Origin of the sequence: Acinetobacter sp. MYb10 (assembly GCF_002980175.2) — a bacterium.
Classification (GTDB): Bacteria; Pseudomonadota; Gammaproteobacteria; order Pseudomonadales; family Moraxellaceae; genus Acinetobacter; species Acinetobacter guillouiae.
This window is the reverse complement of the sequence record NZ_CP058272.1, coordinates 1,610,840-1,636,077: the sequence shown is the minus strand read 5'-3', so window position 1 is coordinate 1,636,077 and position 25,238 is coordinate 1,610,840. Positions and strand designations below refer to the sequence as shown.

Sequence of the window (25,238 nt, the reverse complement as noted above, 5' to 3'; positions counted from 1 at the left end):
TATTTATGATATTTTCAAGTTGCATTGATGCCGATGAATTGACCTATTAAAATGCACGGCCGTTATAGATGGATCAGGGAAGCGTCACTGAAACTCCTTCGAATTTGTTATCTCAATAGCCATTAAATCACTTGGCGTAAATCCCGCGCTGTTTCTTGCAGTAAGGGTAAAATATGCGTAATTAAATAATCTTTGGTTGTACGTATGGTAGGAGAGACAATATTGAGTGCGGCAACAACAACCGCATTCGAGTCATAAATTGGAACGGCTACAGCATGCACCCCCAATTCATGTTCTTCACAGGAATAACACCAGTCCTGTTCTTTAATCTCATGCAGTAATTCTATAAAGGCTTCACTGTCTGTATAGGTATATTTAGTAAGACGCTTTAATGGATACTGGGTAAGCCATTGCTTCTGTTCTTCGACATTTAAATGCGCCAACAAAATTTTCCCCGCAGAGGTTGCATGTGCTGGCAGGCGATTACCTAAATGCAAGCCATACGGGTTAACACGGTCTGTTTGTTGGTGTGCAGCACTACGTGCAATGGTAATCGCTTCATAACCATCTAGCACCATGACGGAATAAATCAGTGAGGTTTGATTGGTCAATAAATTTAATAAGGGTTGGCAAATTTTAGGTAAAGGGGAACCATCTAAATAAGCACCAGAGAATTTAAGGATTTTCGGGGTTAAATAATAGTAATGTCCGTCAAAGTCTAAATAGCCTAAGTATTCTAATGTGAGTAACTGGCGACGCGCTGCTGCACGGGTCATTCCGGTTTTTTCAGCCGCAGTGCTGATATTCAAGCGGTGTCGTTCAGGCCCAAAACATTCCAAAATTGCCAAACCTTTTGCAATCCCTGCAATAAAATCTTCATGGCGAATGATCTTTTTATTTTCAGCATGATGGATTAATCGGGTGGTTTTGTTGTGTTCATCATCCATAACGCAGCTCCTTATTTTAAAGCCAATTGCATTAAAATTATACTCAATCAAAATCAGACTGTTTTAGTGGGATAATGTTCGATCATCGAACATAAAAAATGATGATCGAACAAATTCTGTCTTTAAGCCTAGAAGTAAATATAAAATTTATCAAGAATAAAGATAAGAAATCCGAACAAAACACTCAACTTATGTTTCATCGGTTTCTAGGATGAAACAAATGAGTGATTCATAGTACAGGAAGTAGTCAGATGATTGATAAAAACGCCACCTCATTGACCGAGGTTCTGTCACAAATCAAAGATGGTGCAACCATTATGATTGGTGGCTTTGGAACAGCAGGACAACCCGCAGAGCTGATCGATGGGCTGATTGAACTTGGCGTTAAAGATCTGGTGATTGTCAATAATAATGCAGGCAATGGCGATTACGGTCTGGCTAAACTGCTTAAATCGGGTGCAGTCCGTAAAATCATTTGTTCTTTCCCACGTCAGTCTGATTCTTGGGTATTTGACGAACTCTATCATGCGGGCAAGATCGAACTGGAACTGGTTCCTCAAGGTAATCTCGCGTGTCGTATTCAAGCTGCTGGGATGGGTTTAGGTGCAGTGTTTACCCCAACAGGTTTTGGCACATTATTGGCAGATGGCAAAGAAACCCGTCATATCGATGGAAAAGACTACGTGCTTGAATATCCGATTAAAGCAGACTTTGCACTGATTAAAGCACATCAAGGCGACCGTTGGGGCAACTTGGTTTATAACAAATCAGCACGTAACTTTGGTCCAATCATGGCGATGGCTGCAGATGTCACCATTGCACAGGTTTCAGAGGTGGTTGAATTGGGTCAACTCGATCCTGAACACATTATTACCCCAGGAATTTTTGTTCAGCATGTGGTTGCAGTTGATGCAACCAATGGTAATGGAGAATAACAATGAGCTACCAAAAACTAAGCCGTGACCAAATTGCTGAACGTGTTGCCCAAGATATTCCCGATGGTGCTTATGTCAATTTAGGCATTGGTTTACCGACCAAGATTTCAAAATATCTGCCAACAGACAAAGATATATTTCTACATTCTGAAAATGGTTTATTGGCTTTTGGTCCTCCACCCGCCAAAGGTGAAGAAGATCCTGAGCTGATTAATGCTGGTAAGGAATATGTCACCATGCTAACGGGTGGTTCGTTTTTCCATCACGGTGATTCTTTTGCCATGATGCGTGGTGGACATTTGGATATTGCTGTATTGGGCGCATTCCAAGTAGCGGCTAATGGCGACCTTGCCAATTGGCATACCGGTGCGCCTGATGCGATTCCTGCGGTGGGTGGTGCAATGGATTTGGCTGTAGGGGCCAAGAAAGTCTTTATCACCACCGATCATGTGACCAAGCAAGGTGAGCCTAAGATTGTTGAAGAACTGAGCTATCCAGTAACAGGCAAACATTGTGTTGATCGTATTTATACCGACTTATGCGTGATTGATGTGACTACAGATGGCTTAAAAGTGCTTGAAAAAGTTGCAGGTCTGAGCTTTGAAGAATTACAGGCTTTGACGGGTGCTCAATTGATTGATGCGACACAACAGAATTAATGGATGAAATCCCCCTTTGTTAAGGGGGACTTCACCTAAATAAATAATTGGATGAAGTCTCCCTCCTTTTTTAAAGGTGAGAAGCACTGCTTCGCAAGGGGGGAGGATTAAAAGGAAAGACACATGAAAAACGCTTACATCATAGATGCCATCCGTACCCCATTTGGTCGTTATGCCGGTGGTCTTGCGCCAGTACGCGCAGATGACCTCGGTGCTATTCCAATTCAAGCATTGATACAACGTAATCCAACGGTAGATTGGCAGCAAGTCGATGATGTGATTTATGGCTGTGCCAATCAGGCCGGTGAAGACAATCGTAATGTCGGGCGTATGTCAGCATTATTGGCAGGTGTGCCCTACCAAGTGCCAGCAACCACTGTGAACCGTCTATGTGGATCATCACTGGATGCAATTGCCATGGCAGCTCGCGCCATCAAAGCCAATGAAGCAGATTTAATCATTGCCGGTGGTGTAGAAAGCATGAGCCGTGCGCCCTATGTGATGGGTAAGTCGGACAGTGCTTTTGGACGTAGTCAAAAGATTGAAGACACCACCATGGGCTGGCGCTTTATCAATCCAAAACTCAAAGAATTGTATGGTGTGGACAGCATGCCACAAACCGCTGAAAACGTGGCAAAGCAATTCAATATTAACCGTGCGGATCAAGATCAGTTTGCGCTAAACAGCCAACAACGCACTGCGACAGCACAAGCTCAAGGCTTTTTCAAAAATGAGATTGTGCCTGTCACCATTCCACAGCGTAAAGGCGATGCTGTGCTTGTGGATACCGATGAACATCCACGTGCATCAACCACTTTAGCTGCACTGACAAAACTCAAAGGTGTGGTAAAAGCTGATGGTACGGTTACGGCGGGTAATGCATCTGGAATTAATGATGGTGCAGCGGCGTTATTGATCGCCTCAGATGAAGCTGTAGAAAAATACCAATTAAAACCACGTGGCAAAATTATTGCAGCAACCACGGTAGGTGTTGAACCAAGAATTATGGGCTTTGCACCAGCGCCTGCGATCAAGAAACTGCTTAAACAAGCTGATCTTAGTTTAGCGCAAATGGATGTGATTGAACTGAATGAAGCCTTTGCTGCCCAAGCTTTGGCGGTAACCCGTGATTTAGGTTTGGCAGATGATGATGCACGTGTCAATCCTAATGGTGGGGCGATTGCCTTAGGTCATCCTTTGGGTGCATCAGGTGCCAGACTGGTGACCACTGCCTTAAATCAACTTGAACAGATCAAAGGTGAATATGCCTTATGTTCAATGTGTATTGGGGTAGGGCAAGGTATTGCATTAATTATTCAACGTGTTGAGTGAGGTATCTGATGAGCCAGTTATACGCCAGCTTATTTTATCAGCCTGATGTCACAGCAATTTTTAGCGATCATGCCTTATTGGGTTATATGATCCAAGCAGAAGTGGCTTTGGCAAAAGCACAGGCACAAGTGGGTGTGATTCCACCATCCGCTGCCAGCATCATTGAACAAGTTGGACAACAGGCCATAGCAAAAATTGATTTTGAAGCATTGGCAACGGCCACAGCACTTGCGGGAAATATTGCGATTCCTTTGGTAAAGCAATTTACTGCGATTGTAAAACAACACGATGAAGACACAGCGCGTTATGTGCATTGGGGCGCAACCAGCCAAGATATTATTGATACAGCGACGATTCTGCAATGCCGTGATGCATTAGGGTTGATCGAAAAACAATTACAACAGGCTTATCAAGTTTCATTAGACCAAGCACAACAGTATCGTGCCCAAGTCATGATCGGTCGCACATGGTTGCAACAAGCCTTACCAATTACTTTAGGGCATAAATTTGCACGTTGGGCTGCAGCATTTAAACGTGATCTTGATCGTCTAGACGAGATGAAAAGCCGCGTTCTTACTGCTCAACTCGGTGGGGCTGTAGGTTCATTGGCATCATTACAAGATCAAGGCTCAGCTGTGGTTAAAGCCTATGCTGCGGCGTTGAATTTAACCTCACCTGAGTGTACATGGCACGGTGAGCGTGACCGTATCGTTGAAATTGCCAGTGTACTTGCCCTGATCGTCGGTAATGTTGGCAAGATGGCAAAAGACTGGTCTTTGTTGATGCAAACTGAAATTGCTGAAGTCTTTGAACCCACTGCAAAAGGCCGTGGTGGCTCATCCACTATGCCACACAAACGTAATCCAGTTGCAGCCGCTTGCGTACTTGCAGCAGCCAACCGTGTTCCTGCATTAATGGCAAGTGTCTACCAAAATATGCTGCAAGAACATGAACGTGCTTTAGGCACATGGCATGCAGAATGGTTAGTGATTCCTGAAATTTTCCAGTTATGCGCAGGTGCTTTAGAACGCACGACAGATGTGCTTGAACATATGCAAGTCGATGCACAAGCCATGCAGCGCAACCTTGAGTGTACTCAAGGCTTGATCATGGCAGAAGCGGCAATGATGGCACTGGCACCCAAAATTGGGCGTTTAAATGCGCATCATTTGGTTGAGCAAGCTTGTCAGCAAGCCATCGCGCAACAGCAACATTTAAAAACGGTATTGTCAGCAATGACTGAGGTGAATGTCTATCTAAGTGCACAGGCATTAGATGAGATTTTCAAACCAGCCGCTTACTTGGGCAATATTCAGGCACAAATTGATGCCGTACTACAAGCAGCACAAGGAGTGTCTAAATGATGAAAATCAGTATGAAAATTAACAATCGTCAAGGACAGCAACTTGCGGTTCAAATCCAAGGCGTAAAAGATGCACCAGTGATTATATTTTCTAACTCACTCGGAACGGATCATGGTATGTGGCAAGCGCAAGTAGATGCTTTGGCGCAACACTATCAGATCATCACTTATGATACCCGCGGGCATGGTGCGAGTGATGTGATTGCCAACAGTACACTGCAAAACTTTGCAGACGATGTGATTGATATCTTAGATACATGGCATATTGAAAAAGCACATTTTTGTGGAATTTCAATGGGTGGTATTACTGCACTCACATTGGCAATTGAATACCCTGAGCGTTTTTATAGCATCACCGTTGCAAACTCAGCCGCCAAAATTGGTACAGCTGAAGCATGGACTACCCGTGCCGATAGCGTTGAGCAACACGGACTGGCTGAAATTGTCAAAACCACACATACACGTTGGTTTAGTGAGCATTTTGATTATGCACATGATGTGCTTGCTCAAAAAACCATTCAAAGTTTAGCTGTGACGCCTGCACAAGGCTATGCCAATGCGTGTCGAGCATTGGCGGATGCCGATGTTCGAGATCAGCTCAATCAAATTCAAATCCCGACTTTAATTATCGCAGGTCAATATGACCCTGTAACGACGGTTCAGGATGCAGAATTTATGCATCAATCCATTCCAACCAGTCAACTTGAAATCTTGGCAGCTTCTCATTTGTCCAATATTGAACAACCACAAGTGTTCAATCAGGCATTGTCCAAGTTTATTCAGAACATATAACCGTCTAGGGTTAGAAAGGAATTCGCCTACAAGGAGGCAACTATGGCACAGGAATTTGCTGCCCCAAAAAATAGTATGGATGCTCAGGCACTCATTAATGATGCACCGATCAGCAAGTATCAATGGATGATTGCAATTATTTGTTTTCTCATTGTATTTGTTGATGGAATTGATACGGCTGCGATGGGCTTTATTGCACCTGCTTTGGCACAAGATTGGGGGATTGATCGCTCTCAACTTGGACCTGTGATGAGTGCAGCACTGGGTGGAATGATCATTGGTGCATTGGTTTCAGGACCTACTGCGGATCGTTTTGGACGCAAGATTGTATTAACCATTTCAATGTTGATCTTTGGTGGCTTTACCTTGGCATCCGCATATGCGCCAAACTTAGACAGTTTGGTTGTACTGCGCTTTTTAACTGGTATTGGTCTAGGCGCAGCAATGCCAAACGCCACCACATTGTTTTCAGAATACTGCCCGAACCGTGTTCGTTCACTGCTCGTGACCTGTATGTTTTGTGGTTATAACTTGGGTATGGCCACAGGTGGTTTTGTCAGTAGTTGGTTGATTCCAGCCTTTGGTTGGCACAGCTTATTTTTGCTCGGTGGTATTTCACCGTTGATCCTGATGGTATTGGTGATTGTGCTGTTACCTGAGTCATATCGTTTCTTGATTGTTAAAGGTCGAGATGCTGCAAAAGTTCGCAAAATCCTGAGCCATATTGCGCCTGAAAAAGTACAGCTTGCTGACAGCTTTTATATCCCAGAAGAACAGTATGCAGTGGCACAAAAGAAAAATGTATTTGGCATGTTATTTTCCCAAAAATTTGCCAAAGGCACAGTGTTGTTATGGTCAACCTATTTTATGGGTTTGGTGGTGATTTATCTGCTGACCAGTTGGTTACCAACCTTGATGCGTGAAACCGGCGCAACCATGGAACGCGCGGCATTTATTGGCGGTCTATTCCAGTTTGGTGGTGTGTTGAGTGCGTTATTTATTGGTTGGGCAATGGATCGTTTTAACCCAAACCGCATTATTTCAGCATTCTATTTTATCGCAGGCTTGTTTGCTGTTGCCGTAGGTCAAAGCCTCAGCAACCCAACATTATTGGCCATTTTGGTGTTATGTGCAGGGGTTGCAATCAATGGTGCGCAATCTGCAATGCCAGCGTTAAGTGCCCGTTTTTACCCAACTCAATGTCGTGCAACAGGTGTGGCATGGATGACAGGGATCGGCCGTTTTGGCGCAGTGTTTGGGGCTTGGATTGGTGCTGTTTTGCTGGGTAATGATTGGTCATTTACCGCAATTTTAAGCTTATTGATGATTCCTGCAACCGCTGCGGCTGTGGCAATTTTTGTTAAATCCTTAGTGGCGCATACCGATGCAAGCTAACTTTCTCAAGATCAGAAATAAGATCATAAAGAGGGACAATTTCCATGAATGATGAACAACGTTACCAACAAGGACTACAGGTCCGCACCGAAGTATTGGGTGAAAAACATGTCGGTCGTTCTTTAGAAAACTTGAATGACTTTAACCAAGATTTTCAAAACTTTATTAGTCGTTTCGCTTGGGGTGAGGTGTGGTCACGTGAAGGTTTACCACGGCATACCCGCAGTTTAGTCACCATTGCCATCTTATTGGCATTGGGACGAGAAGATGAACTCAGAATGCATCTACGTGCTTGCTTTAACAATGGTGTTACCAAGGACGAACTCAAAGAACTGATTTTACACAGCTCACTGTATGCAGGACTACCAGCCGCAAATGCAGCAATGCACATGGCTGAAGATGTTTTTAAAGAACTCGGAATAGAAGTGCAACCTGTCGCTGCACAACAACAGGATTAAGGAGATAGGCATGTTAAGTCATACATTGGGTGCATATCCGCAACGGAATACAGAAGATCACCCGCCAGCATATACACCAGGCTATAAAACCAGTGTATTACGCTCGCCCAAAAATGCATTGATCTCGATTAATGAAACATTAACTGAAGTCACTTCACCGCATTTTTCACCTGAAATTTTTGGTGCAAAAGACAATGATTTGATTTTGAACTATGCCAAAGAAGGGCTCCCAGTCGGTGAGCGAATTATTGTGCATGGTTATGTACGTGACCAGTTTGGTCGCCCTGTAAAAAATGCCTTATTGGAAGTTTGGCAAGCCAACGCATCGGGTCGTTATCGCCATCCAAATGACAAATTTATTGGCGCAATGGATCCTAACTTTGGTGGTTGTGGTCGTACCTTAACCGATGAAAATGGTTTTTATATTTTCCGTACCATTAAACCGGGACCATATCCGTGGCGTAACCGAATCAATGAATGGCGTCCAGCGCATATCCATTTTTCATTGATTGCCGATGGTTGGGCACAACGTTTGATTTCGCAGTTCTATTTTGAGGGCGATACCCTGATAGATACTTGCCCGATTTTAAAAACCATTCCATCTGAAGATCAGCGTCGTGCCTTGATCGCATTAGAAGATAAAAACAATTTCATAGAATCAGATAGTCGTTGTTACCGCTTTGATATTCACCTGCGTGGTCGTCGTGCGACTTATTTTGAAAATGATTTGACTTAAGGAACTCACACAATGAATGCATGGAATTTTCAGGAAATTAAGGAAACCCCATCACAAACAGGTGGTCCTTATGTACATATCGGTTTATTGCCACAACAAGCCAATATTGAAGTATTTGAACATAGCTTCGATAACCAATTGGTGAAGCAACATACTCAAGGCCAACGCATCCGTATTGAAGGTCAAGTGTTTGATGGGCTGGGTTTGCCATTACGAGATGTCTTATTGGAAATCTGGCAAGCCGATGCCAATGGGGTTTATCCAAGTCAGGCCGATACCCAAGGCAAAACAGCCGATGCTCATTTTCAGGGTTGGGGGCGTACAGGCGCAAATTTTGAAACTGGTTTTTGGAGTTTTGACACCATTAAACCGGGGGCTGTAGCAGGGCGTAAAGGCTCAACCCAAGCACCACATATTGCCGTCGCGCTATTTGCTCGTGGAATCAACATTGGTTTGCATACCCGTATTTATTTTGACGATGAAGTTGAAGCAAACGCCAATGATCCGGTACTCAACAGTATTGAGTGGGCAGTCCGCCGCCAAACCCTGATTGCAAAACGCAGTGAAGTAGACGGTGAAATCGTGTATCGCTTTGATATTCGCATTCAAGGTGAAGACGAAACCGTATTTTTTGATATCTAGGAATCGCCTAAATCTCTTTTTAAAGGGGGCTTGTCACGAACTTATTGAAGCCTTGAGATTTGTGACACGCCTCCTTTTTTAAAAGGTGGACATGATATGAAGTTATTGAAGTCTTGAGATTCGCGATACCCCTCCCTTTTAAAAAGGGTGAGGAACGATTGAAGTTCCGCAAGGGAGGGATGAGGAGGGATTTAGATAGACGGAAAGCACCTAAATGAAATCGTAATCAAGCGAAAACGCGATATACAAACGGATAATTTATTCAGGAAGATGAAAAATGAAACTACAAAAACTTGCAGCATTGATGCTTGCACTTAGCCCCATATTGCCCCTTCAAATGACACAGGCGCAACCAGTTTCACCAAGCCCAGTTGAACTTGCAGAACTGGCAAAACTCCCAGTAAAGACCATCGTCCCAATTACAGCAAAAACCAAAGAACAAGCCTTAGCACAAGCAAAAATCATTGCCAGCAATCCAGATGCAGATTTAGCCGAGTTCCGCATAGATCTGCTCAATTTTGCCAGTGACACTAAGCAAGTCATCGCTTTAGGACATGAGCTTAAACAGATTTTAGGGGCTAAACCCGTGATTGCCACCATTCGTACCCATAACGAAGGCGGGCAACTGACCATCAGCGATGCAGATTATGGCAAAACCTATCAAGCTTATTTACGCCAACCCTTTATGGACATGTTGGATGTTGAAATGTTCCGAGATCCGCAAGTGGTGAAAAGCACAGTTAAATTGGCACATGAGAAAAGAGTATTGATTGTGATGTCCAATCACGATTTTAAAAAGACCCCTGATGAAGCAGAAATCGTTCAACGCTTGCTTAAACAAGATCAGCTTGGCGCAGATATTCTTAAAATCGCAGTGATGCCACAAAGCAAACAAGATGTGTTTACTTTGATGAATGCGACCTTAAAAGTCAGCCAACAATCTAAAAAACCATTACTCACCATGTCGATGGGTAAACTCGGGACTATTTCTCGAATTGCCACAGCCAATATGGGCGGCAGCTTTAGTTTTGGCATGATTGGTGAAGCTTCTGCGCCCGGTCAAATTGATGTGACCCAACTGAAACAGTTATTAAAAACCGTTCAACCTACACCATAAATTAAAAGGAATTTTTAGACATGAAAATGATTTCATTACGTTTAACAACGTTGGCACTTGGCTTAGCGGTTTCTGGTTTGGCAATGGCGGAAAGCTATGTGGTGGATCGCTATCAGGATGATAGTGAAAAAGGTTCACTGCGCTGGGCGATTGAGCAAGCCAATAGCAAGCCAAGTGAAGCCAGTGAGATTTTGATTCAAGCGGTTGGGCAAGCGCCTTATGCCATTAAGGTCAACAGCCCACTGCCAGAAATTAAAGCACCCGTAAAAATCATCGGTACGCAGTGGGCAAAAACAGGTGAGTTTATCGCGATTGATGGCTCAAATTATATTAAAGGCACAGGGGTTGAAGCTTGTCCGGGAGCTGTTGAAGGGCAGTTCGGAACCAATGTTCGTACTACAACTTTACCGGGGATTGTGTTACGTGACATCAACGGGGTCAGCATTCAAGGACTAGAGATTCGTCGTTTTTGTATTGGGATCTTGATGAACCGTGCCAGCAATAACCTGATCCAAAATAACCGTATTATGCACAACTATGGCGGTGCAGGGGTGATGTTGACAGGGGATGATGGTAAAGGGAATCCGACTGCGACCACCACCAATAACAACAAAGTGCTGAATAACTATTTCCAAGACAATGGTGATGGGCTTGAGTTAACCCGTGGTGCTGCATTTAACTTGGTTGCCAATAACCACTTTATTTCAACTGCTGCAAACCCAGAGCCATCACAAGGCATTGAAATTCTATGGGGCAATGACAATGCGGTGATTGGTAACAAGTTTGAAAACTATTCAGATGGTTTACAGATCAACTGGGGCAAACGCAATTATATTGCCTATAACGAACTCACCAATAACTCCAACGGTTTTAACCTCACCGGTGATGGCAATATTTTTGACAGCAATAAAGTCCATGGTAACCGAGTCGGTGTTGCCATTCGTTCAGAAAAAGATGCCAATGCGCGTATCACATTAACCAAAAATCAAATTTGGAATAATGGCAAAGACATCAAACGCTGTGAAGCGGGTGGAAGCTGTGTGCCGAATCAACGTTTAGGTGCAATCATTTTTGATATTCCGGGATTAGAACATGCGCACTTTGTCGGTTCACGTGGTCATGGTGTAAAAATTGATCCAGCAAACTTACAAAAGACCTGCCAGCAACCCAATGAACAAGGCTGTAATCCACAACCAAATCAAAATATTCAAGCACCTAAATTGACCCTAGCAAAAGGTCAAATTGCGGTAGAAGTAAAAGGACAACCAAATCAACGTTATCAAGTTGAATTTTTTGGAAACTCACAAGCAAGCGCAAATGAAGCCGAGTTTTACTTAGGCTCAAGCACTGTTGCAACCAATGCCCAAGGCACAGCAAGCGTGACTTGGAAACCGACAATGAAAGTTGCATCTGTTACAGCAAATATCACAGATCGTCTAGGTGCAACATCTGAACTTAGCTCAGCGGTAAAACTTAAATAAAAGTAAGGATGCTTAATATGAGTTCAAATGGATTATCGATCAAACTGAGTTGTTTGGCAGTTGCAGTGTGTATGGCTCAGAGTAGTTTTGCTGAGCAAGCTTGGTCACAAGATCGTCAATGGTTATTGGGCGATTGGAATGGACAACGCCAACAACTGGAAAAAGACGGCTATAAATTTACTGCATCTATCATGAGCCAAGCTGCAACCAATTTAGACGGTGGCTATCACGACAACAACAGCTTTGAAAATGCAGCGCAATTGGCGTTGGGTGCAAACTTTGATTTAAATAAAATCGCGGGCTGGAAAGATACCACAGCCAATATCTTAATCACCAAGCGTGATGGTAATGCTTTAACTTTAGAAAGCATTAAAGACCCACGTTCTGGTGCTTTGGGCAATTCACAAGAAATTTATGGACGAGGCAAAATCTGGCGCCTGACCCAAGCATGGGTCAAAAAGGGCTTTGCTGACAATACAGTTCAATTCAAGATTGGTCGTATGGGCATGTCGGATGACTTTAATGGTTCACAATGTGAATTCCAAAATCTGTTACTTTGTGGCGGACAACTGGGCAAATCCATTGGTTCAATTTGGTACAACTTACCTGTAGGTTTATGGGGAACCAATGTGAAGTACCAATTTGCACCTGAGTGGACACTGGGTGTCGGTGTTTATGAAGTCAATCCTGACAACATTAAAACTGGTAAAAACGATGGTTTTAACTTGGATATGCGAAATGTTAAAGGTGCCACTATTCCAGTAGAACTGGCATGGCGTCCAAAACTAGCAGCATTTGATGGTTTAGCAGGCGAGTATAAAGTCGGTGCGTTGTACTCGACAGCAGAAGCCAATGATATTGCGATTGCAGGCAAGGTGCATGATAGCAAACATAGTTTTTGGCTCAATGCACAACAACAACTGAGCCAAAAAGGCCAAGATCCTAAACGTGGTTTGTTCGTAAGCTTTAATGCTGTGGTCAATGATAAAGCCACGACGGCAGTACAAAGTACCCAACAACTTGCTTTCTGGTACAAAGGGCCTTTTGACAGTCGCCCAAATGATTCAATCGGATTTGGTATTGCAAATTATATGGTTAATGATCGTTATAAAGATCGCCAAATTGCAACCAACAACAGCCGTGGCTATGACCAATACGATAGGTTCGCAACAGATTATGTGCCAGTGCAACGTGATGAGCTCAATGTTGAACTGAACTATACCTACCAATGGTCACCTGCGGTCATGCTACGACCCAACCTACAATATATCCATCAGCCTGCGGGTGTAAAAGAAGTGGATGATGCTTGGGTTGCTGGGTTGAGCATGCGTGTGAATTTCTAATCTAGGAGTATGACCTATGACTGAGTCTACAAGGACACATACCGTATTAAAAATATGGTGTTTTATATTAGCTTTGGCTTTACTTGTGACAGGGCTATTCTTTACCGTTGGTGGTGCTAAGCTGGTAACACTTGGAGGATCATGGTATTTCGTGATTTCTGGTGTATTCACACTGGCATCAGCGATATTTATATTTAAGAAAAAAACGCTCGGTGTCTGGTTATTTAGTTTGGTTTTTGTGGGCACAATTATTTGGTCATTGCTAGATGCAGGTTGGGAATTTTGGCCTTTATTTTCAAGACTGATGTTTCCAGCAGGTTTATTTGCTGCATTGATGTTTACTTTGCCCGCGATTCGCCGTTACCAGTTTCAACCGAGTGCGAGTTTGCCAGCTTATGGCTTAGGTGCACTCACAGTTTTAGGCATGTTGATTGGGCTTTATCAAATGTTTCAACCACATCCAACGGTTGCAGCAACAGGTCAGGCATTGCCATTGGTTCCTGTTCAAGCGGACATGAAACAAAGCAATTGGCAGAATTATGGTCAGGATGCAGGCGGCAGTCGCTTTGCTGCACTTGATCAAATTACTCGTGATAATGTCCATCAACTCAAAGAAGCATGGCGTTTTCGTACAGGTGATTTCACCACGGGTTCAGGCAATGGTGCAGAAGATCAAATGACCCCTTTACAGGTGGGCAACAAGATTTTCTTATGTACACCACATAACAATATTTTTGCTTTAGAGGCTGACTCAGGTAAACAGCTTTGGAAAGCCGAAGTAAACTCTAAATCGGATGCATGGGAACGTTGTCGTGGTGTGGCTTACTTCGATTCAACCCAAGCACTAACCCAACCGACTTTGGCTGGTGCAACCCCTGTTCAAGCTGTCGCTAATAATACCGCTTGTCTACGCCGTGTTTATACCAACACACCAGATGGTCGTTTAATTGCGGTCAATGCTGATACCGGTGAACGTTGTAAAGATTTTGGTATTGATGGAACGATTGATTTACTCAAAGGTTTGGGTGAAGGAACTACTGCACCACGTTTTGAAGTGACTTCTGCACCGACTATTGCGGGCACAGTGATTGTGGTGGGTAGTCGTATTGCAGACAACCTTGCCGCAGATATGCCGGGTGGGGTGATTCGTGCTTATGATGTGATCACAGGTCAATTGCGCTGGGCATTTGATCCACGTAATCCTGATCCAAACTATGTGTTAAAAGAAGGTGAAACCTATAAACGCAGTTCTGCAAACTCTTGGGCAGCAATGTCGTATGACCCAAAAATGAACACAGTATTTTTACCAATGGGTAGCTCATCTGTGGATGTTTGGGGAGGCAACCGTCAACCTTTGGATCATAAATACAATTCATCCGTATTGGCTTTAGATGCAACCACAGGTAAAGAAAAATGGGTCTATCAAACTGTTCATAATGACCTATGGGATTTTGATTTACCGATGCAACCAAGCTTGGTTGATTTCCCAATGCAAGAGGGTAAGAATCAACCTGCTGTGGTGATTGGAACCAAATCTGGACAATTCTTTGTATTGGATCGCTTAACAGGTAAACCATTAACCAAGGTAATTGAACAGCCCGTGAAAGCTGCGGATATTCCGGGTGAACAATATAGCCCAACTCAACCACGTTCTGTTGAAATGCCACAAATTGGTAATCAAACTTTGACTGAATCGGATATGTGGGGTGCAACACCATTTGACCAGCTTATGTGTCGTATCGGCTTTAAATCTATGCGTTATGAAGGCTTATATACTGCACCGGGTAAAGATAAATCTTTAAGTTTCCCAGGCTCTTTGGGTGGCATGAACTGGGGCAGTATTGCCTTTGATCCAAGCCATCAATATATGTTTGTCAACGACATGCGTTTAGGTTTATGGATTCAGTTGATCGAACAAACACCTGAAGATTTGGCAATTCAGGCAAATGGTGGTGAAAAGGTCAATACAGGTATGGGCGCTGTACCGATGAAAGGTACACCCTATAAAGTCAATAAAGATCGCTTCTGGTCGAAGTTGAATATTCCATGTCAAAAACCGCCTTATGGCACCATGACTGCGATTGATATGAAAACTCGCCAGATCGCTTGGCAAGTACCGATGGGAACAGTCGAAGACACTGGACCTATGGGCATAAAAATGGGATTAAAAGCACCGATTGGTATGCCTACCATTGGTGGACCAATGGCAACACAAGGTGGCTTAGTCTTCTTTGCAGCAACGCAAGATTACTATTTACGTGCCTTGGATTCATCTTCAGGTAAAGAGTTGTGGAAATCACGCTTACCTGTCGGTAGCCAAGGAACGCCAATCAGCTATGTTTCACCTAAAACAGGTAAGCAATATGTGATGGTGACTGCGGGCGGTGCTCGACAATCTCCTGATCATGGTGACTATGTGATTGCCTATAGTCTGAAATAAGCTAGAACTGTTTAAAAAATGGAACTGCAATCGTTAATCGATTGCAGTTTTTTTTATGGGTTTAAAATTTAAATAGAGGAGTATAAATTAAGTCGCTTTGCTTTTTACATCATTGAATCACACGGGGTCTAGCTACCGCATGGCGACAAGGATGTCGCCGTTTGGCGGGGGTATAAGGATGTACCCCTCGCCAGACGAAAGATTTTTGTTACTTTTCATCTCTGAAAAGTAAGGTATTGCCTACGCAAATTAAATATAAACTTTTCACCGTAAGATGGGGCAGTGCTAACCCAAAATTCAATATAAAAGCCCCTCATCCTAGCCTTCTCCCAGCGGGAGAAGGAACTTCCAATATCAATACAATTTACGCTTTAATATCATTTTTTGATTTATGTAAGATCTAGAACTTACATAAAATAATTAAAACTTCTCAATTTAAGTTAAAGCTGTGCAAGTACCTTTTCATCATTGAATCCTACACGGTGTTTCTACCGCATGGCGACAAGGATGTCGCCGTTTGGCGGGGGTACAGGACGTACCCCTCACCCAAAAAAGATTTTTGTTACTTTTGATCTTTCAAAAGCAAGGCATTACCTGCACAAATTAAATTTAAACTTTTCACTGTAAGATGGGGCGGTGCTAACTCAAAATTCAATATAAAAGCCCCTCATCCTAGCCTTCTCCCAGCGGGAGAAGGAACTTCCAATATCAATATAATTTACGCTTTAAGATCATTTTTTGATTTATGTAAGATCTAGAACTTACATAAAATAATTAAAACTTCTCAATTTAAGTTAAAGCTGTACAAGTACCTTTTCATCATTGAATCCTACACGGTGTTTCTACCGCATGGCGACAAGGATGTCGCCGTTGGGCGGGGGTATAAGGATGTACCCCTCGCCAGACGAAAGATTTTTGTTACTTTTGATCTTTCAAAAGTAAGATATCGCCTACGCAAGTTAAATTAAACCTTTCACTGTAATATGAGGCAGTGCAAGCCCCTTTGCACTGAAAAAGAAGAGAACTGCATGAAAGTCAATTCATTTAAGTAATGAAAAGCTCCCTCCTTTTTCAAAGGTGAGAAGTATTACTTCGCAAGGGGGAGGATTTAAATCTTATTTAGCTTTTTGCTGTGCAAGTGGTGAAACAGAGAGAGAATCATTTTGATGGTAGCTTTCTTGAAGTTCAATATCTTGCTTTTGCAAACCCTCAAGAATTGGACAATTCGGCCGATGATCACCAGCACAACAATTGATTAAATTTTGCAAGGTATTGGTCATCTTCTGTAGTTCAGTAATACGGATTTCCAATTTTTCGATATGCGAGAGCGCGAGTTGCTTTACATCTGCACTGTGTCGATTTTTATTATTCCACAAATCTAAAAGATCAGCGATCTCTGCAACAGAAAATCCAAGCGATCTTGAACTTCGAATAAACTTGAGCCGTTCAGCATCTTGGTCAGAATAGGAGCGATAACCAGCATTACTTCGACCCACGGCTGGAATCAGACCAATCTGTTCATAATAACGAATCATTTTTGCAGATATTCCAACAGTTTGAGACAGTTTTCCAATATTCATGGTGATTCTCTCTACAAGCTTCTACTCGAAAGTAGAAGCGGGTTGAAAACGACGTAAACGTAAGGCATTGGCCAACACGAATACACTGGATAAAGCCATTGCACCTGCTGCAAATATTGGCGAAAGCAGGATGCCATAAGCAGGATAGAGTAGCCCAGCCGCAACTGGAATCAGCATGGTATTGTAAGCAAATGCCCAGAATAAATTCTGATGAATATTACCGATAGTGGCTTTTGATAGTGCAATGGCATTGGCAACACCTTGCAAGTTACCTGACATTAATACAACATCTGCCGACTCTATCGCAACATCCGTACCTGTACCAATCGCAAGACCGACATCGGCTTCAGCCAAAGCGGGCGCATCATTGATCCCATCACCAACAAATGCAATATTGCCATATTTTGCTTTTAGGCTTTGTACCGCTTTGACTTTTCCTTCAGGTAGAACTTCCGCAATCACTTCGTCAATACCGAGCTGGCGAGCAATGGCTTGTGCTGTACGGGCGTTATCACCTGTCACCATCGCAACTTTAAGACCGAGTTGATGTAAGGCTTTAATGGCACTTGGCGTGGTTGATTTAATTGGATCTGCAACTGCAATTATCCCTACCAACTTGCCATTAATTGCTACATAAAGCGGTGATTTACCTTCGTCACCTAAACGTTGCGCTGCACTTGCAAAAGGTGAAATATCAATATTAAGTTGCAGCATATAACGATCTGCACCAATATGAATGTCTCCATTTTCATCTATAGCTGCATAGACCCCCATACCGGTCACAGAATCAAATTGATTCACTTTGGGTAAGGTCAGATTTTCTTTGATTGCAGCATCTACGATGGCTTTAGCAATCGGATGCTCAGAACGAGATTCAACGGCTGCCACCATACTTAAGACATGATCACGTTGAAAAAATTCAGTGACTTCAAAATCTGTTAGTACAGGATGGCCTTCGGTTAATGTACCTGTTTTATCTACAGCAACAACTTTGGCATCTTTCAGTAGTTGTAATGCTTCGCCTTTACGGAACAGTACACCGAGTTCAGCACCACGACCTGTTCCGACCATAATTGAGGTTGGCGTTGCTAAACCCATTGCACAAGGGCAGGCAATAATCAGCACAGCAACAGCATTGACTAATGCGAATGTTAAAGCAGGGGAAGGGCCGAAAATCAACCAAATCAAGAAAGTCAGTACAGCAGCAGCCATTACAGCTGGTACAAACCATAAGGTGATTTTATCAACTACAGCTTGAATGGGCATTTTCGAGCCTTGTGCCTGCTCAACCAAACGAATGATTTGTGCAAGCATAGTTTCGCCGCCTACAGCGACAGCTTTAAAGCTTAATGTGCCATTTTGATTGATAGTGCCACCGACCACTTCACTGTCTATTTTTTTCTCGACAGGGATCGGTTCACCGGTAATCATTGACTCATCTACAAAGCTTTTGCCTTCAATGACTTTTCCATCAACAGGAACACGTTCACCTGGTTTGACAATGATAAAGTCACCTACGACAACTTGATCGATTGGAATATCTACGATTTGATTGTTACGAGAAACATGTGCCACTTTGGCTTGTAGACTGACTAAGCGCTGAATTGCCTCTGAGGTTCTTCCTTTGGCTTTTGCCTCAAGAAAACGACCGAGTAAAATTAAGGCAACGATAACCGCAGCTGCCTCATAGTAAACATTGACTGTTCCAGCAGGTAGGATGCTGGGTATAAATGTCGCGACGATGGAAAATAGATAAGCTGCCAAGGTACCTACAGCAACTAGCGAGTTCATATCTGGCGCTAAACGCAATAAAGCGGGTAAGCCGTGGATATAGAATCTTCGACCCGGAATCACCAAAACTAGTGTGGTCAGAATAAACTGTAAATACCAGCTATTTTGTATCCCGATGGTCTGAGCAATCAGGTGGTGCATGCCTGGAATAAGGTGCGAACCCATTTCTAGAATAAAAACAGGTAACGCAAAAATAGTGGCAAGTATAAGGTCTCGTTTTAGTTCAGCGCGTTCTTGATCTTTTTTCTCTAGGTGTTCTGTTTGATCTGGGATAGCGGTTTGAATTTCTTTGGCATCATAACCCGCCTTATCAATCGCTGCGATTAAAGCCGCAACATTGGCAGTACCAGTGATTGTTGCACGTTCAGTTGCGAGATTTACATTTGCCTCTTTAACACCGGGAACGGCTTTTAGCGCTTTTTCAACACGGCTGACACATGAGGCACAGGTCATTCCATCAATTGATAATTCAGTGGCTGCATCAGCAACTTCATATCCAGCATGTTCAACAGCTTTGATCAATGCCTCTCGGTCAATGGGAGTGTTAGATGTAATTTCTGCACGTTCAGCGGCTAAATTCACAGATGCTTGAGTTACGCCATCGACTTTTTTAAGCGCTGTTTCTATTCGACCAACACAACTTGCACAGCTCATACCTTTGATTTGTAAACTGCTTTTCAAATCAGAAACACGATCATGTGATCTATTTTCCATAAGTCATACCTATAAGTCTTATTCCATGATCTAAATCCTAAACTTTGACATAATGGTAAGGTCAAGTAAAACAATTCAAGTTTTTATAACACCTTGTTGTCAATATAAATTTAGTTTATGAACAGCCCCTAAAAATATATTTTCTTAAACGATGTTTTGCTGATACTCTTTGTTTTAATCATAGTTCATTATTGCTTATATAAGGCTTCTTTTATCAATCATTTTAAAGCATCAATCAACATAAAAGCGCCCTCATCCAAGCCTTCTCCCAGAGGGAGAAGGGACTTTCAATACCCAGATAATTTATTCAACATGATCATTTTTTATCTGGGAAAGAACAATACATTGTTTTGTTTATAGCGCAAGATAATGCTCTCAATTCAATGATTCATATCCGTATTTTTTAATCAATCCCAACCACTGTGGTGATGTAGCTGGTGGTGAGTAGAATCAATAAACCCAGATACATTTCAAATAAAATGGCGCAACTTAAATATTGTGCAAATAAAGGTTCTTCAAGGCGTGGAGTAAGGAACCATTTATTGAAAGCAGCAAGTAATAAAATACTCCCCACAAATGCCAGTTTAAGAACAAAACCATGACCATAGGAGGTATAGATTAAAGTATTCAAATCTTTAAATAAAAATAATGCAATTGTGATACCACAGAGAATTAATATTCCGACAACATAAGCTGCAATTCGCCCAAATGCCTCCATGAGTTTTCTTAACGATCGGCCACTGATTTTATGGCTCATTTTCCATAACGGATAGAGTGAGCCCATCCATAACGACATGAAAAACACATGAATGCTGAGTAGAATTTGAGCAAAAAATGGTAAGTTGGTGACATGCCCGATTTGGGAATAGCTATAAAGAATAGGGATAAGCAATACCGCAAATAGTATTTTTTCAAAAGTGGCAATATGGGTAGTTTTTTTGCCCAATTTGATCGTTAAAAGCAGAAAAATTAAGGCAAAACTGATAATTCTGACAATGTGTATTTGCCCAGTGTCTGTATTTAAAAGAATATTGAGATAGGTTTGATCAAAAATGCCAGAAAGCCCCGCGTTGGCAAAGCTACCTACCAAAATAAAAAAGCCTAAAGTACTTCCAACCAGACCTAATGTCGCACCTAAATGCATATACTTGAGTAGTGTCACTTTTATGCTGGTATAACGCCAAAGTAAAAAATAACAAAAAGCACCACCAATCATAAAAGCAGTACTGAGATATAAGGTAATTTTTGTTAGCCAAGTTGACCAGATCCAGAATTCGAACATTATTTTTTTTCCTTTATTCGAGTCTGTTGACAATTTGTCTCAGTTTGCGACAACTCAGACCATTGATAAAATGCCAACACACCCGAACAACAGTTCAGTCGCTTGCTGAAATGTTGTTCGTCAATCTTCAATTTCTTTGGTTTTATTTAATTGTGAAGCTATATTCATTGTTCATGTTATGTCCATCTTTGCCCATTGTTGTCCAAACAACAAAATATTTGCCTTTTTTAAGTGCGGGAACAGGAACATTAAATATTTTTTTTAGATCATGATTCACTTTATAGTTAAGTGGAATATTGGTTCTTTGCGCATCTAATAACTTGATATTCATTAACATGACTTCTCCACTAAAATTAAGCACTAAACTTTTAGGTGCAGTCGTAATGGATGCATTCATTGCAGGTGTACTGCTGGTTAAATCAACATGAGCCATAGCATTGGTCGCGGTAATGAGTATCACTGCACCAAACAAGGCATTACGCAGTTTGGTCATGTTATTTTGTGAGAATTTCATTGAATGTTCCTTTTACTGTTGTGTTTAGACCTTGATTATTAAAGAGGGCGATATACATCAGAATGACTTTAAAATTACACTTTTGTTATTTAGGAAAATTAAACAATAAGAAATATTAAAAGATTTTTAAGGCAAATTAAACACGCATTAGTCGGAAAAGTTTATTTTTTATTAATAATTGAGCTGTAGTTCAACTTTTTACAGCTGTATTTTCAACAGCTGCTTGAAGATGTGATTTTATTTAAGATACTTTTTGCTCTGTATATCATGTTGGAAGATATTCATTTTTAAAAATCACCGTGAAGATCACTAAACCATCTCGTGATTCTGCTTGGATGGTTGCACCATGTAAGGCCAATATAGACTTGGTGATCGCAAGTCCTAAACCTGTACCATCTTCAACACGTTGGCGAGAGGCATCTGTTCGATAGAAACGGTCAAACAGTCGAGATAATTGTTCAGGGGATAAGGTAGGGCCTTCATTTTCAACTGAAAAACTGGTGTGCTCTGCTGTTTGTTGACATTTAATTTGAATAACAGAGTTCGACTTGCCATATTTAATTGCATTGGAGATTAAATTACTCAGCGCACGGCGTAGCATCGCAATATTTGCATTGACTTTTCCAGTACCGACCAGATGAAATGTCATATGTTTTTCTGCTGCTAAAGCATCATAAAACTCAAACAAAGTGTTGAATTCTTCGTATAAATGAATGGTTTGTACGTTTTTAAGGTTAAGACCATTTTCTGCTTTGGCCAAAAACAACATATCTGAAACGATTCTTGCCAGATGTTCAAACTCTTCTAAGTTCGAAAATAAGACTTCTTTATAGGCATCTATATCTCGACTGCGGGATAAACACACTTGCGTTTGCGTCATTAAGTTGTTGATCGGTGTGCGAATTTCATGTGCAAGATCCGATGAAAAGTCTGAAAGTTTTTCTAAAGCTGACTCTAAACGATCAAGCATTTCATTAAAGGCGATCGTCAATGATTTTAATTCTGTTGGAGTATGCTCAACTTCTAAACGCTCAGACAAATTTTGCGCTGAAATACCTTCTACAACTTCGGCTATTTTTTTTATCGGACGCAATCCTCGCCAAACAGCAAACCATCCTAAAAACATTAAACATAGTGCACCAATTAAACAAATATAAAATAGCTGATGTTTAAATTCATTTAAAAAGAGCATGTGTTCTGAAGTATCAATCGCAACAACAATTTGGGTAGATTGTGCTTCTTCATCTTCTTCAAAAATATTTTGATAGACCAGTCCACGATAACTTTTATCTTGTAATTTCCATTTAATCCATTGATTCAGATCTGGATTCGCAATGACTTGTGGCGCGATGGCTATTTGTGCGGAATTAAATACAATTTGATTCAGCGGACGTTCAACTTGCACAATCAAATTATCATGTCCAATCAGTGAATCTTTTAATGCTACATTAAGCTCAGGCGTATTGGTTGGATTTTGTTTTAAGAGATTTTGTATCAGCTGAATTTTTCCCTCAAGTAATACCCGATCTTCATCTTCAAAGTGCTGCGAAACCCCTAGCTGTATCACAAAGCCCATGAGGATTAAAATCGTTACTGTGGAGAGGGAAAAAAGAATCGCGATTCGAAAACTGATCGCATTGAACAGCTTACGCCTCATCTTCTACCTCTAGCACATACCCCATTCCTCGAATATTCTGAATCAGTTTAGGCGTAAAGTTACTGTCAATTTTATTTCTTAAGCGTTTAATCGCAACTTCGACAACATTGGTGTCACTGTCAAAGTTCATATCCCAGACTTGAGAGGCAATCAGTGCTCTAGGCAAAATTTCTCCACGTCTCCGCATAAATAGTTCCATCAATGCAAACTCTTTCGCAGTCAGGTCGATACGTTGTCCTTCACGCGTTACACGTCGTTTTCTGATATCAAGTTCAAGATTGGCAATACTAATTAAGTTACTGTCTTCTCTTTGCTGTCCTCGACGCAGTAAACTTTTTATTCTTGCGAGAAGTTCAGCAAAAGCGAAAGGCTTTACCAGATAATCATCTGCACCCAACTCTAAGCCTTTTACGCGGTCTTCAATTTGATCTCGCGCTGTTAAGAATAAAATAGGCATAGTTTTTCCGTTCTTACGAACGGCTTCTATGATATGCCAGCCATCTACCCCCGGTAACATGACGTCTAATATGATCACATCATAATCTTCAGAAAGTGCGTATTGTTTACCTGTGAGTCCATCTGTAACCCAGTCAGTAATATAACCTGCTTCAGATAAACCTTGTTTAAGGTAGTCACCCGTTTTTTGCTCATCTTCGACTAATAATATTCTCATGTTCGATTCCTAGAATACTCTTTAAAATATAATAGCGTGATAAAACTTAAGAAAGATATAGATTACATAAATGTCACTTTCAAGTCATCTGAATGTTCAATAGCGCGCTTTATTGTACGAGTAAGAATCTCAAGCTTGGAGAGGTACAAATGCGAGTGATTTTACGTCGAAGTTTAATAAAAGTGTTCTGTATGGGTACACTAATGATTGCAACTCAATCTTGGGCAGATGCTTCTAAAACACCAAATGAAACTGATCCTCAAGCAGCAGTAAAAATGCAAATGCAATGTTCTCTAAAGCCTTGTAATGCACAGAATGAAGCCCAAAAGCCCAATAATGATCATGCAGAACAACAGCATGTACATTCATCAGATATGGCGCAAAACGCACAATCGAGTGGGGTCGATATGGCACATGTGATGATGAAGATGGATCATTCAAAAATGCTGATGCCTGCTACACCGATTAAGTAATCTATATAAATATTCACGTTGAAATTCAAAGATTAGGGGGTAGATGGTAGCGTTGATTCATCTATTTTGGAAGAAAAGTAAAATTCGCAGGATGCGTCTAATTATAAATTTTATTTAAAAACGATATTTTTTAAGTATTTAAAAGTTTTGGGAGCGTAATATGTCTAAAATTCAAACTTTACAAGATCCACTGTTAAATTCTCTCCGAAAAAAACATATTCCAGTTTTTATTTTTCTGACCAATGGGATTAAATTACAGGGGCATATTGAATCTTTTGATTCATACGTTGTGTTATTGAGAAACAGTGTAGGGCAAATGCAAATTATCTATAAACATTCAATTTCTACGGTTCTGCCTACACGCCATCCACGTTCAAATATCAAAGCCTCTCTTGCAAAATTTGATCATCAACATAGTTACAATACCTTTGAAAATGATCGTGAATATTCATTTAATAGCCAAAATGACTTTGGTTATGAAAATGGTTTTAATGATGAAAAACACTTTGAAGATATTTCTGAAGATGAAAATACTTGAAAATTAGATCATTAAAGGCTTGATCAAATATATAAAGAACTGAGTGGCTTTATCTAAGTGATCCTTTGTCTATATAGACCGTATGAGGATTTTAGTCTGAGTTTTTCAGTCTTTAACATTCCCTGTTAAATATTAGGCTTCTTTATATAAGGCCTTTTAAAATCCATAGAGCAAGATGAAATCGCCCTCATCTTATAGTCAAACCACTTAATTATTCATACAAGTGATTTATATCAAATCACTGATCATAAATGAAGCTCATGTTTTTGTATGAATTCTTAGAAACTATTGATTATTCATTCGGTTTTTGTACTTTTGAATCCTAGATGGTTATCCTATCGTGGGGCGACAGGGATGTCGCCGTTAGGCGGGGGTA

22 protein-coding genes are annotated in these 25,238 nt (G+C 41.4%); 15 read left to right on the top strand and 7 right to left on the bottom strand.

Features of this window, described 5'->3' with window-relative positions:
- Positions 1 to 122 precede the first annotated feature (122 nt).
- Entirely contained in the window at positions 123 to 947 is an 825-nt protein-coding gene (gene pcaU, locus CQZ96_RS07610; RefSeq protein ID WP_056516298.1) for an IclR family transcriptional regulator PcaU, read from the bottom strand.
- Positions 948 to 1,198: 251 nt separating this feature from the next.
- Between pcaU and CQZ96_RS07605 the strand changes: the two genes are divergently transcribed.
- The 13 genes from CQZ96_RS07605 to CQZ96_RS07545 all read left to right on the top strand — a co-directional run bounded on the left by CQZ96_RS07605 (position 1,199) and on the right by CQZ96_RS07545 (position 15,640).
- A complete protein-coding gene (locus CQZ96_RS07605; protein WP_178283371.1) occupies positions 1,199 to 1,882 on the top strand; it encodes a 3-oxoacid CoA-transferase subunit A in 684 nt (227 codons plus the stop codon).
- A 2-nt stretch (positions 1,883 to 1,884) separates the two neighbouring features.
- A complete protein-coding gene (locus tag CQZ96_RS07600) occupies positions 1,885 to 2,541 on the top strand; it encodes a 3-oxoacid CoA-transferase subunit B (RefSeq protein ID WP_178283369.1) in 657 nt (218 codons plus the stop codon).
- A 123-nt stretch (positions 2,542 to 2,664) separates the two neighbouring features.
- Positions 2,665 to 3,873: a 3-oxoadipyl-CoA thiolase gene (gene pcaF / locus CQZ96_RS07595; protein WP_105714571.1), complete on the top strand. Its 1,209-nt coding sequence runs from the start codon at positions 2,665 to 2,667 to the stop codon at positions 3,871 to 3,873.
- An 8-nt stretch (positions 3,874 to 3,881) separates the two neighbouring features.
- On the top strand, positions 3,882 to 5,237 hold the full coding sequence (gene pcaB, locus CQZ96_RS07590) for a 3-carboxy-cis,cis-muconate cycloisomerase (RefSeq protein WP_105714570.1): 1,356 nt from the start codon (positions 3,882 to 3,884) through the stop codon (positions 5,235 to 5,237).
- A 5-nt stretch (positions 5,238 to 5,242) separates the two neighbouring features.
- Complete coding sequence (pcaD, locus tag CQZ96_RS07585) at positions 5,243 to 6,028, top strand: 3-oxoadipate enol-lactonase (protein ID WP_105714573.1); 786 nt, start codon at positions 5,243 to 5,245, stop codon at positions 6,026 to 6,028.
- A 42-nt stretch (positions 6,029 to 6,070) separates the two neighbouring features.
- On the top strand, positions 6,071 to 7,423 hold the full coding sequence (locus CQZ96_RS07580; RefSeq protein ID WP_105714569.1) for an MFS transporter: 1,353 nt from the start codon (positions 6,071 to 6,073) through the stop codon (positions 7,421 to 7,423).
- A 44-nt stretch (positions 7,424 to 7,467) separates the two neighbouring features.
- Complete coding sequence (pcaC, locus tag CQZ96_RS07575) at positions 7,468 to 7,881, top strand: 4-carboxymuconolactone decarboxylase (RefSeq protein WP_004722141.1); 414 nt, start codon at positions 7,468 to 7,470, stop codon at positions 7,879 to 7,881.
- Positions 7,882 to 7,891: 10 nt separating this feature from the next.
- Positions 7,892 to 8,617 (top strand): protocatechuate 3,4-dioxygenase subunit beta, encoded by a 726-nt coding sequence (gene pcaH, locus CQZ96_RS07570; RefSeq protein WP_004722139.1) that lies wholly within the window; start codon positions 7,892 to 7,894, stop codon positions 8,615 to 8,617.
- Between the two features lie 12 nt (positions 8,618 to 8,629).
- Positions 8,630 to 9,259 carry a protocatechuate 3,4-dioxygenase subunit alpha gene (gene pcaG, locus CQZ96_RS07565; protein ID WP_034617756.1) on the top strand — a complete coding sequence of 210 codons (630 nt, stop codon included), beginning with the start codon at positions 8,630 to 8,632 and terminating at the stop codon, positions 9,257 to 9,259.
- Positions 9,260 to 9,536: 277 nt separating this feature from the next.
- Positions 9,537 to 10,376 carry a type I 3-dehydroquinate dehydratase gene (aroD, locus tag CQZ96_RS07560; protein WP_105714568.1) on the top strand — a complete coding sequence of 280 codons (840 nt, stop codon included), beginning with the start codon at positions 9,537 to 9,539 and terminating at the stop codon, positions 10,374 to 10,376.
- A 20-nt stretch (positions 10,377 to 10,396) separates the two neighbouring features.
- On the top strand, positions 10,397 to 11,857 hold the full coding sequence (locus CQZ96_RS07555; protein WP_105714567.1) for a right-handed parallel beta-helix repeat-containing protein: 1,461 nt from the start codon (positions 10,397 to 10,399) through the stop codon (positions 11,855 to 11,857).
- A gap of 17 nt (positions 11,858 to 11,874) precedes the next feature.
- Positions 11,875 to 13,200 (top strand): carbohydrate porin, encoded by a 1,326-nt coding sequence (locus tag CQZ96_RS07550; protein WP_105714566.1) that lies wholly within the window; start codon positions 11,875 to 11,877, stop codon positions 13,198 to 13,200.
- Positions 13,201 to 13,216: 16 nt separating this feature from the next.
- Positions 13,217 to 15,640 (top strand): glucose/quinate/shikimate family membrane-bound PQQ-dependent dehydrogenase, encoded by a 2,424-nt coding sequence (locus tag CQZ96_RS07545; protein ID WP_105714565.1) that lies wholly within the window; start codon positions 13,217 to 13,219, stop codon positions 15,638 to 15,640.
- Between the two features lie 1,115 nt (positions 15,641 to 16,755).
- Here the strand turns inward: CQZ96_RS07545 and cueR are convergent.
- From cueR to CQZ96_RS07515, 6 genes are all read right to left on the bottom strand, one after another.
- Positions 16,756 to 17,220 (bottom strand): Cu(I)-responsive transcriptional regulator, encoded by a 465-nt coding sequence (cueR, locus tag CQZ96_RS07540; RefSeq protein ID WP_004722127.1) that lies wholly within the window; start codon positions 17,218 to 17,220, stop codon positions 16,756 to 16,758.
- A 21-nt stretch (positions 17,221 to 17,241) separates the two neighbouring features.
- The gene (locus CQZ96_RS07535; RefSeq protein WP_105714564.1) at positions 17,242 to 19,725 is read right to left on the bottom strand and encodes a heavy metal translocating P-type ATPase; all 2,484 of its coding nucleotides are present in this window, start codon (positions 19,723 to 19,725) and stop codon (positions 17,242 to 17,244) included.
- Between the two features lie 403 nt (positions 19,726 to 20,128).
- Entirely contained in the window at positions 20,129 to 21,007 is an 879-nt protein-coding gene (locus CQZ96_RS07530) for a CopD family protein (RefSeq protein ID WP_105714563.1), read from the bottom strand.
- 142 nt (positions 21,008 to 21,149) lie between these two features.
- A complete protein-coding gene (locus CQZ96_RS07525; RefSeq protein WP_105714562.1) occupies positions 21,150 to 21,521 on the bottom strand; it encodes a copper resistance CopC family protein in 372 nt (123 codons plus the stop codon).
- A gap of 265 nt (positions 21,522 to 21,786) precedes the next feature.
- Positions 21,787 to 23,178, bottom strand: coding sequence for a heavy metal sensor histidine kinase (locus CQZ96_RS07520; protein WP_105714561.1), 1,392 nt, complete (start codon positions 23,176 to 23,178; stop codon positions 21,787 to 21,789).
- Positions 23,168 to 23,851 carry a heavy metal response regulator transcription factor gene (locus tag CQZ96_RS07515; protein WP_004722117.1) on the bottom strand — a complete coding sequence of 228 codons (684 nt, stop codon included), beginning with the start codon at positions 23,849 to 23,851 and terminating at the stop codon, positions 23,168 to 23,170. Before CQZ96_RS07515 ends, CQZ96_RS07520 begins: the two co-directional genes overlap by 11 nt.
- Positions 23,852 to 24,000: 149 nt before the next feature.
- Between CQZ96_RS07515 and CQZ96_RS07510 the strand changes: the two genes are divergently transcribed.
- Together CQZ96_RS07510 and hfq are read left to right on the top strand one after the other, a co-directional pair.
- Complete coding sequence (locus CQZ96_RS07510; RefSeq protein ID WP_105714560.1) at positions 24,001 to 24,324, top strand: hypothetical protein; 324 nt, start codon at positions 24,001 to 24,003, stop codon at positions 24,322 to 24,324.
- A gap of 160 nt (positions 24,325 to 24,484) precedes the next feature.
- Positions 24,485 to 24,862, top strand: a complete 378-nt coding sequence (hfq, locus tag CQZ96_RS07505) for an RNA chaperone Hfq (protein WP_004819926.1) — start codon at positions 24,485 to 24,487, stop codon at positions 24,860 to 24,862.
- Positions 24,863 to 25,238 lie beyond the last annotated feature (376 nt).

Bases quoted from the DNA above. Each gene is read 5' to 3' on its own strand.
- pcaU (WP_056516298.1), bottom strand. From the start codon at position 947: ATGGATGATGAACACAACAAAACCACCCGATTAATCCATCATGCTGAA.
- CQZ96_RS07605 (WP_178283371.1), top strand. From the start codon at position 1,199: ATGATTGATAAAAACGCCACCTCATTGACCGAGGTTCTGTCACAAATC.
- CQZ96_RS07600 (WP_178283369.1), top strand. From the start codon at position 1,885: ATGAGCTACCAAAAACTAAGCCGTGACCAAATTGCTGAACGTGTTGCC.
- pcaF (WP_105714571.1), top strand. From the start codon at position 2,665: ATGAAAAACGCTTACATCATAGATGCCATCCGTACCCCATTTGGTCGT.
- pcaB (WP_105714570.1), top strand. From the start codon at position 3,882: ATGAGCCAGTTATACGCCAGCTTATTTTATCAGCCTGATGTCACAGCA.
- CQZ96_RS07580 (WP_105714569.1), top strand. From the start codon at position 6,071: ATGGCACAGGAATTTGCTGCCCCAAAAAATAGTATGGATGCTCAGGCA.
- pcaC (WP_004722141.1), top strand. From the start codon at position 7,468: ATGAATGATGAACAACGTTACCAACAAGGACTACAGGTCCGCACCGAA.
- pcaH (WP_004722139.1), top strand. From the start codon at position 7,892: ATGTTAAGTCATACATTGGGTGCATATCCGCAACGGAATACAGAAGAT.
- pcaG (WP_034617756.1), top strand. From the start codon at position 8,630: ATGAATGCATGGAATTTTCAGGAAATTAAGGAAACCCCATCACAAACA.
- aroD (WP_105714568.1), top strand. From the start codon at position 9,537: ATGAAACTACAAAAACTTGCAGCATTGATGCTTGCACTTAGCCCCATA.
- CQZ96_RS07555 (WP_105714567.1), top strand. From the start codon at position 10,397: ATGAAAATGATTTCATTACGTTTAACAACGTTGGCACTTGGCTTAGCG.
- CQZ96_RS07550 (WP_105714566.1), top strand. From the start codon at position 11,875: ATGAGTTCAAATGGATTATCGATCAAACTGAGTTGTTTGGCAGTTGCA.
- CQZ96_RS07545 (WP_105714565.1), top strand. From the start codon at position 13,217: ATGACTGAGTCTACAAGGACACATACCGTATTAAAAATATGGTGTTTT.
- cueR (WP_004722127.1), bottom strand. From the start codon at position 17,220: ATGAATATTGGAAAACTGTCTCAAACTGTTGGAATATCTGCAAAAATG.
- CQZ96_RS07535 (WP_105714564.1), bottom strand. From the start codon at position 19,725: ATGGAAAATAGATCACATGATCGTGTTTCTGATTTGAAAAGCAGTTTA.
- CQZ96_RS07530 (WP_105714563.1), bottom strand. From the start codon at position 21,007: ATGTTCGAATTCTGGATCTGGTCAACTTGGCTAACAAAAATTACCTTA.
- CQZ96_RS07525 (WP_105714562.1), bottom strand. From the start codon at position 21,521: ATGAAATTCTCACAAAATAACATGACCAAACTGCGTAATGCCTTGTTT.
- CQZ96_RS07520 (WP_105714561.1), bottom strand. From the start codon at position 23,178: ATGAGGCGTAAGCTGTTCAATGCGATCAGTTTTCGAATCGCGATTCTT.
- CQZ96_RS07515 (WP_004722117.1), bottom strand. From the start codon at position 23,851: ATGAGAATATTATTAGTCGAAGATGAGCAAAAAACGGGTGACTACCTT.
- CQZ96_RS07510 (WP_105714560.1), top strand. From the start codon at position 24,001: ATGCGAGTGATTTTACGTCGAAGTTTAATAAAAGTGTTCTGTATGGGT.
- hfq (WP_004819926.1), top strand. From the start codon at position 24,485: ATGTCTAAAATTCAAACTTTACAAGATCCACTGTTAAATTCTCTCCGA.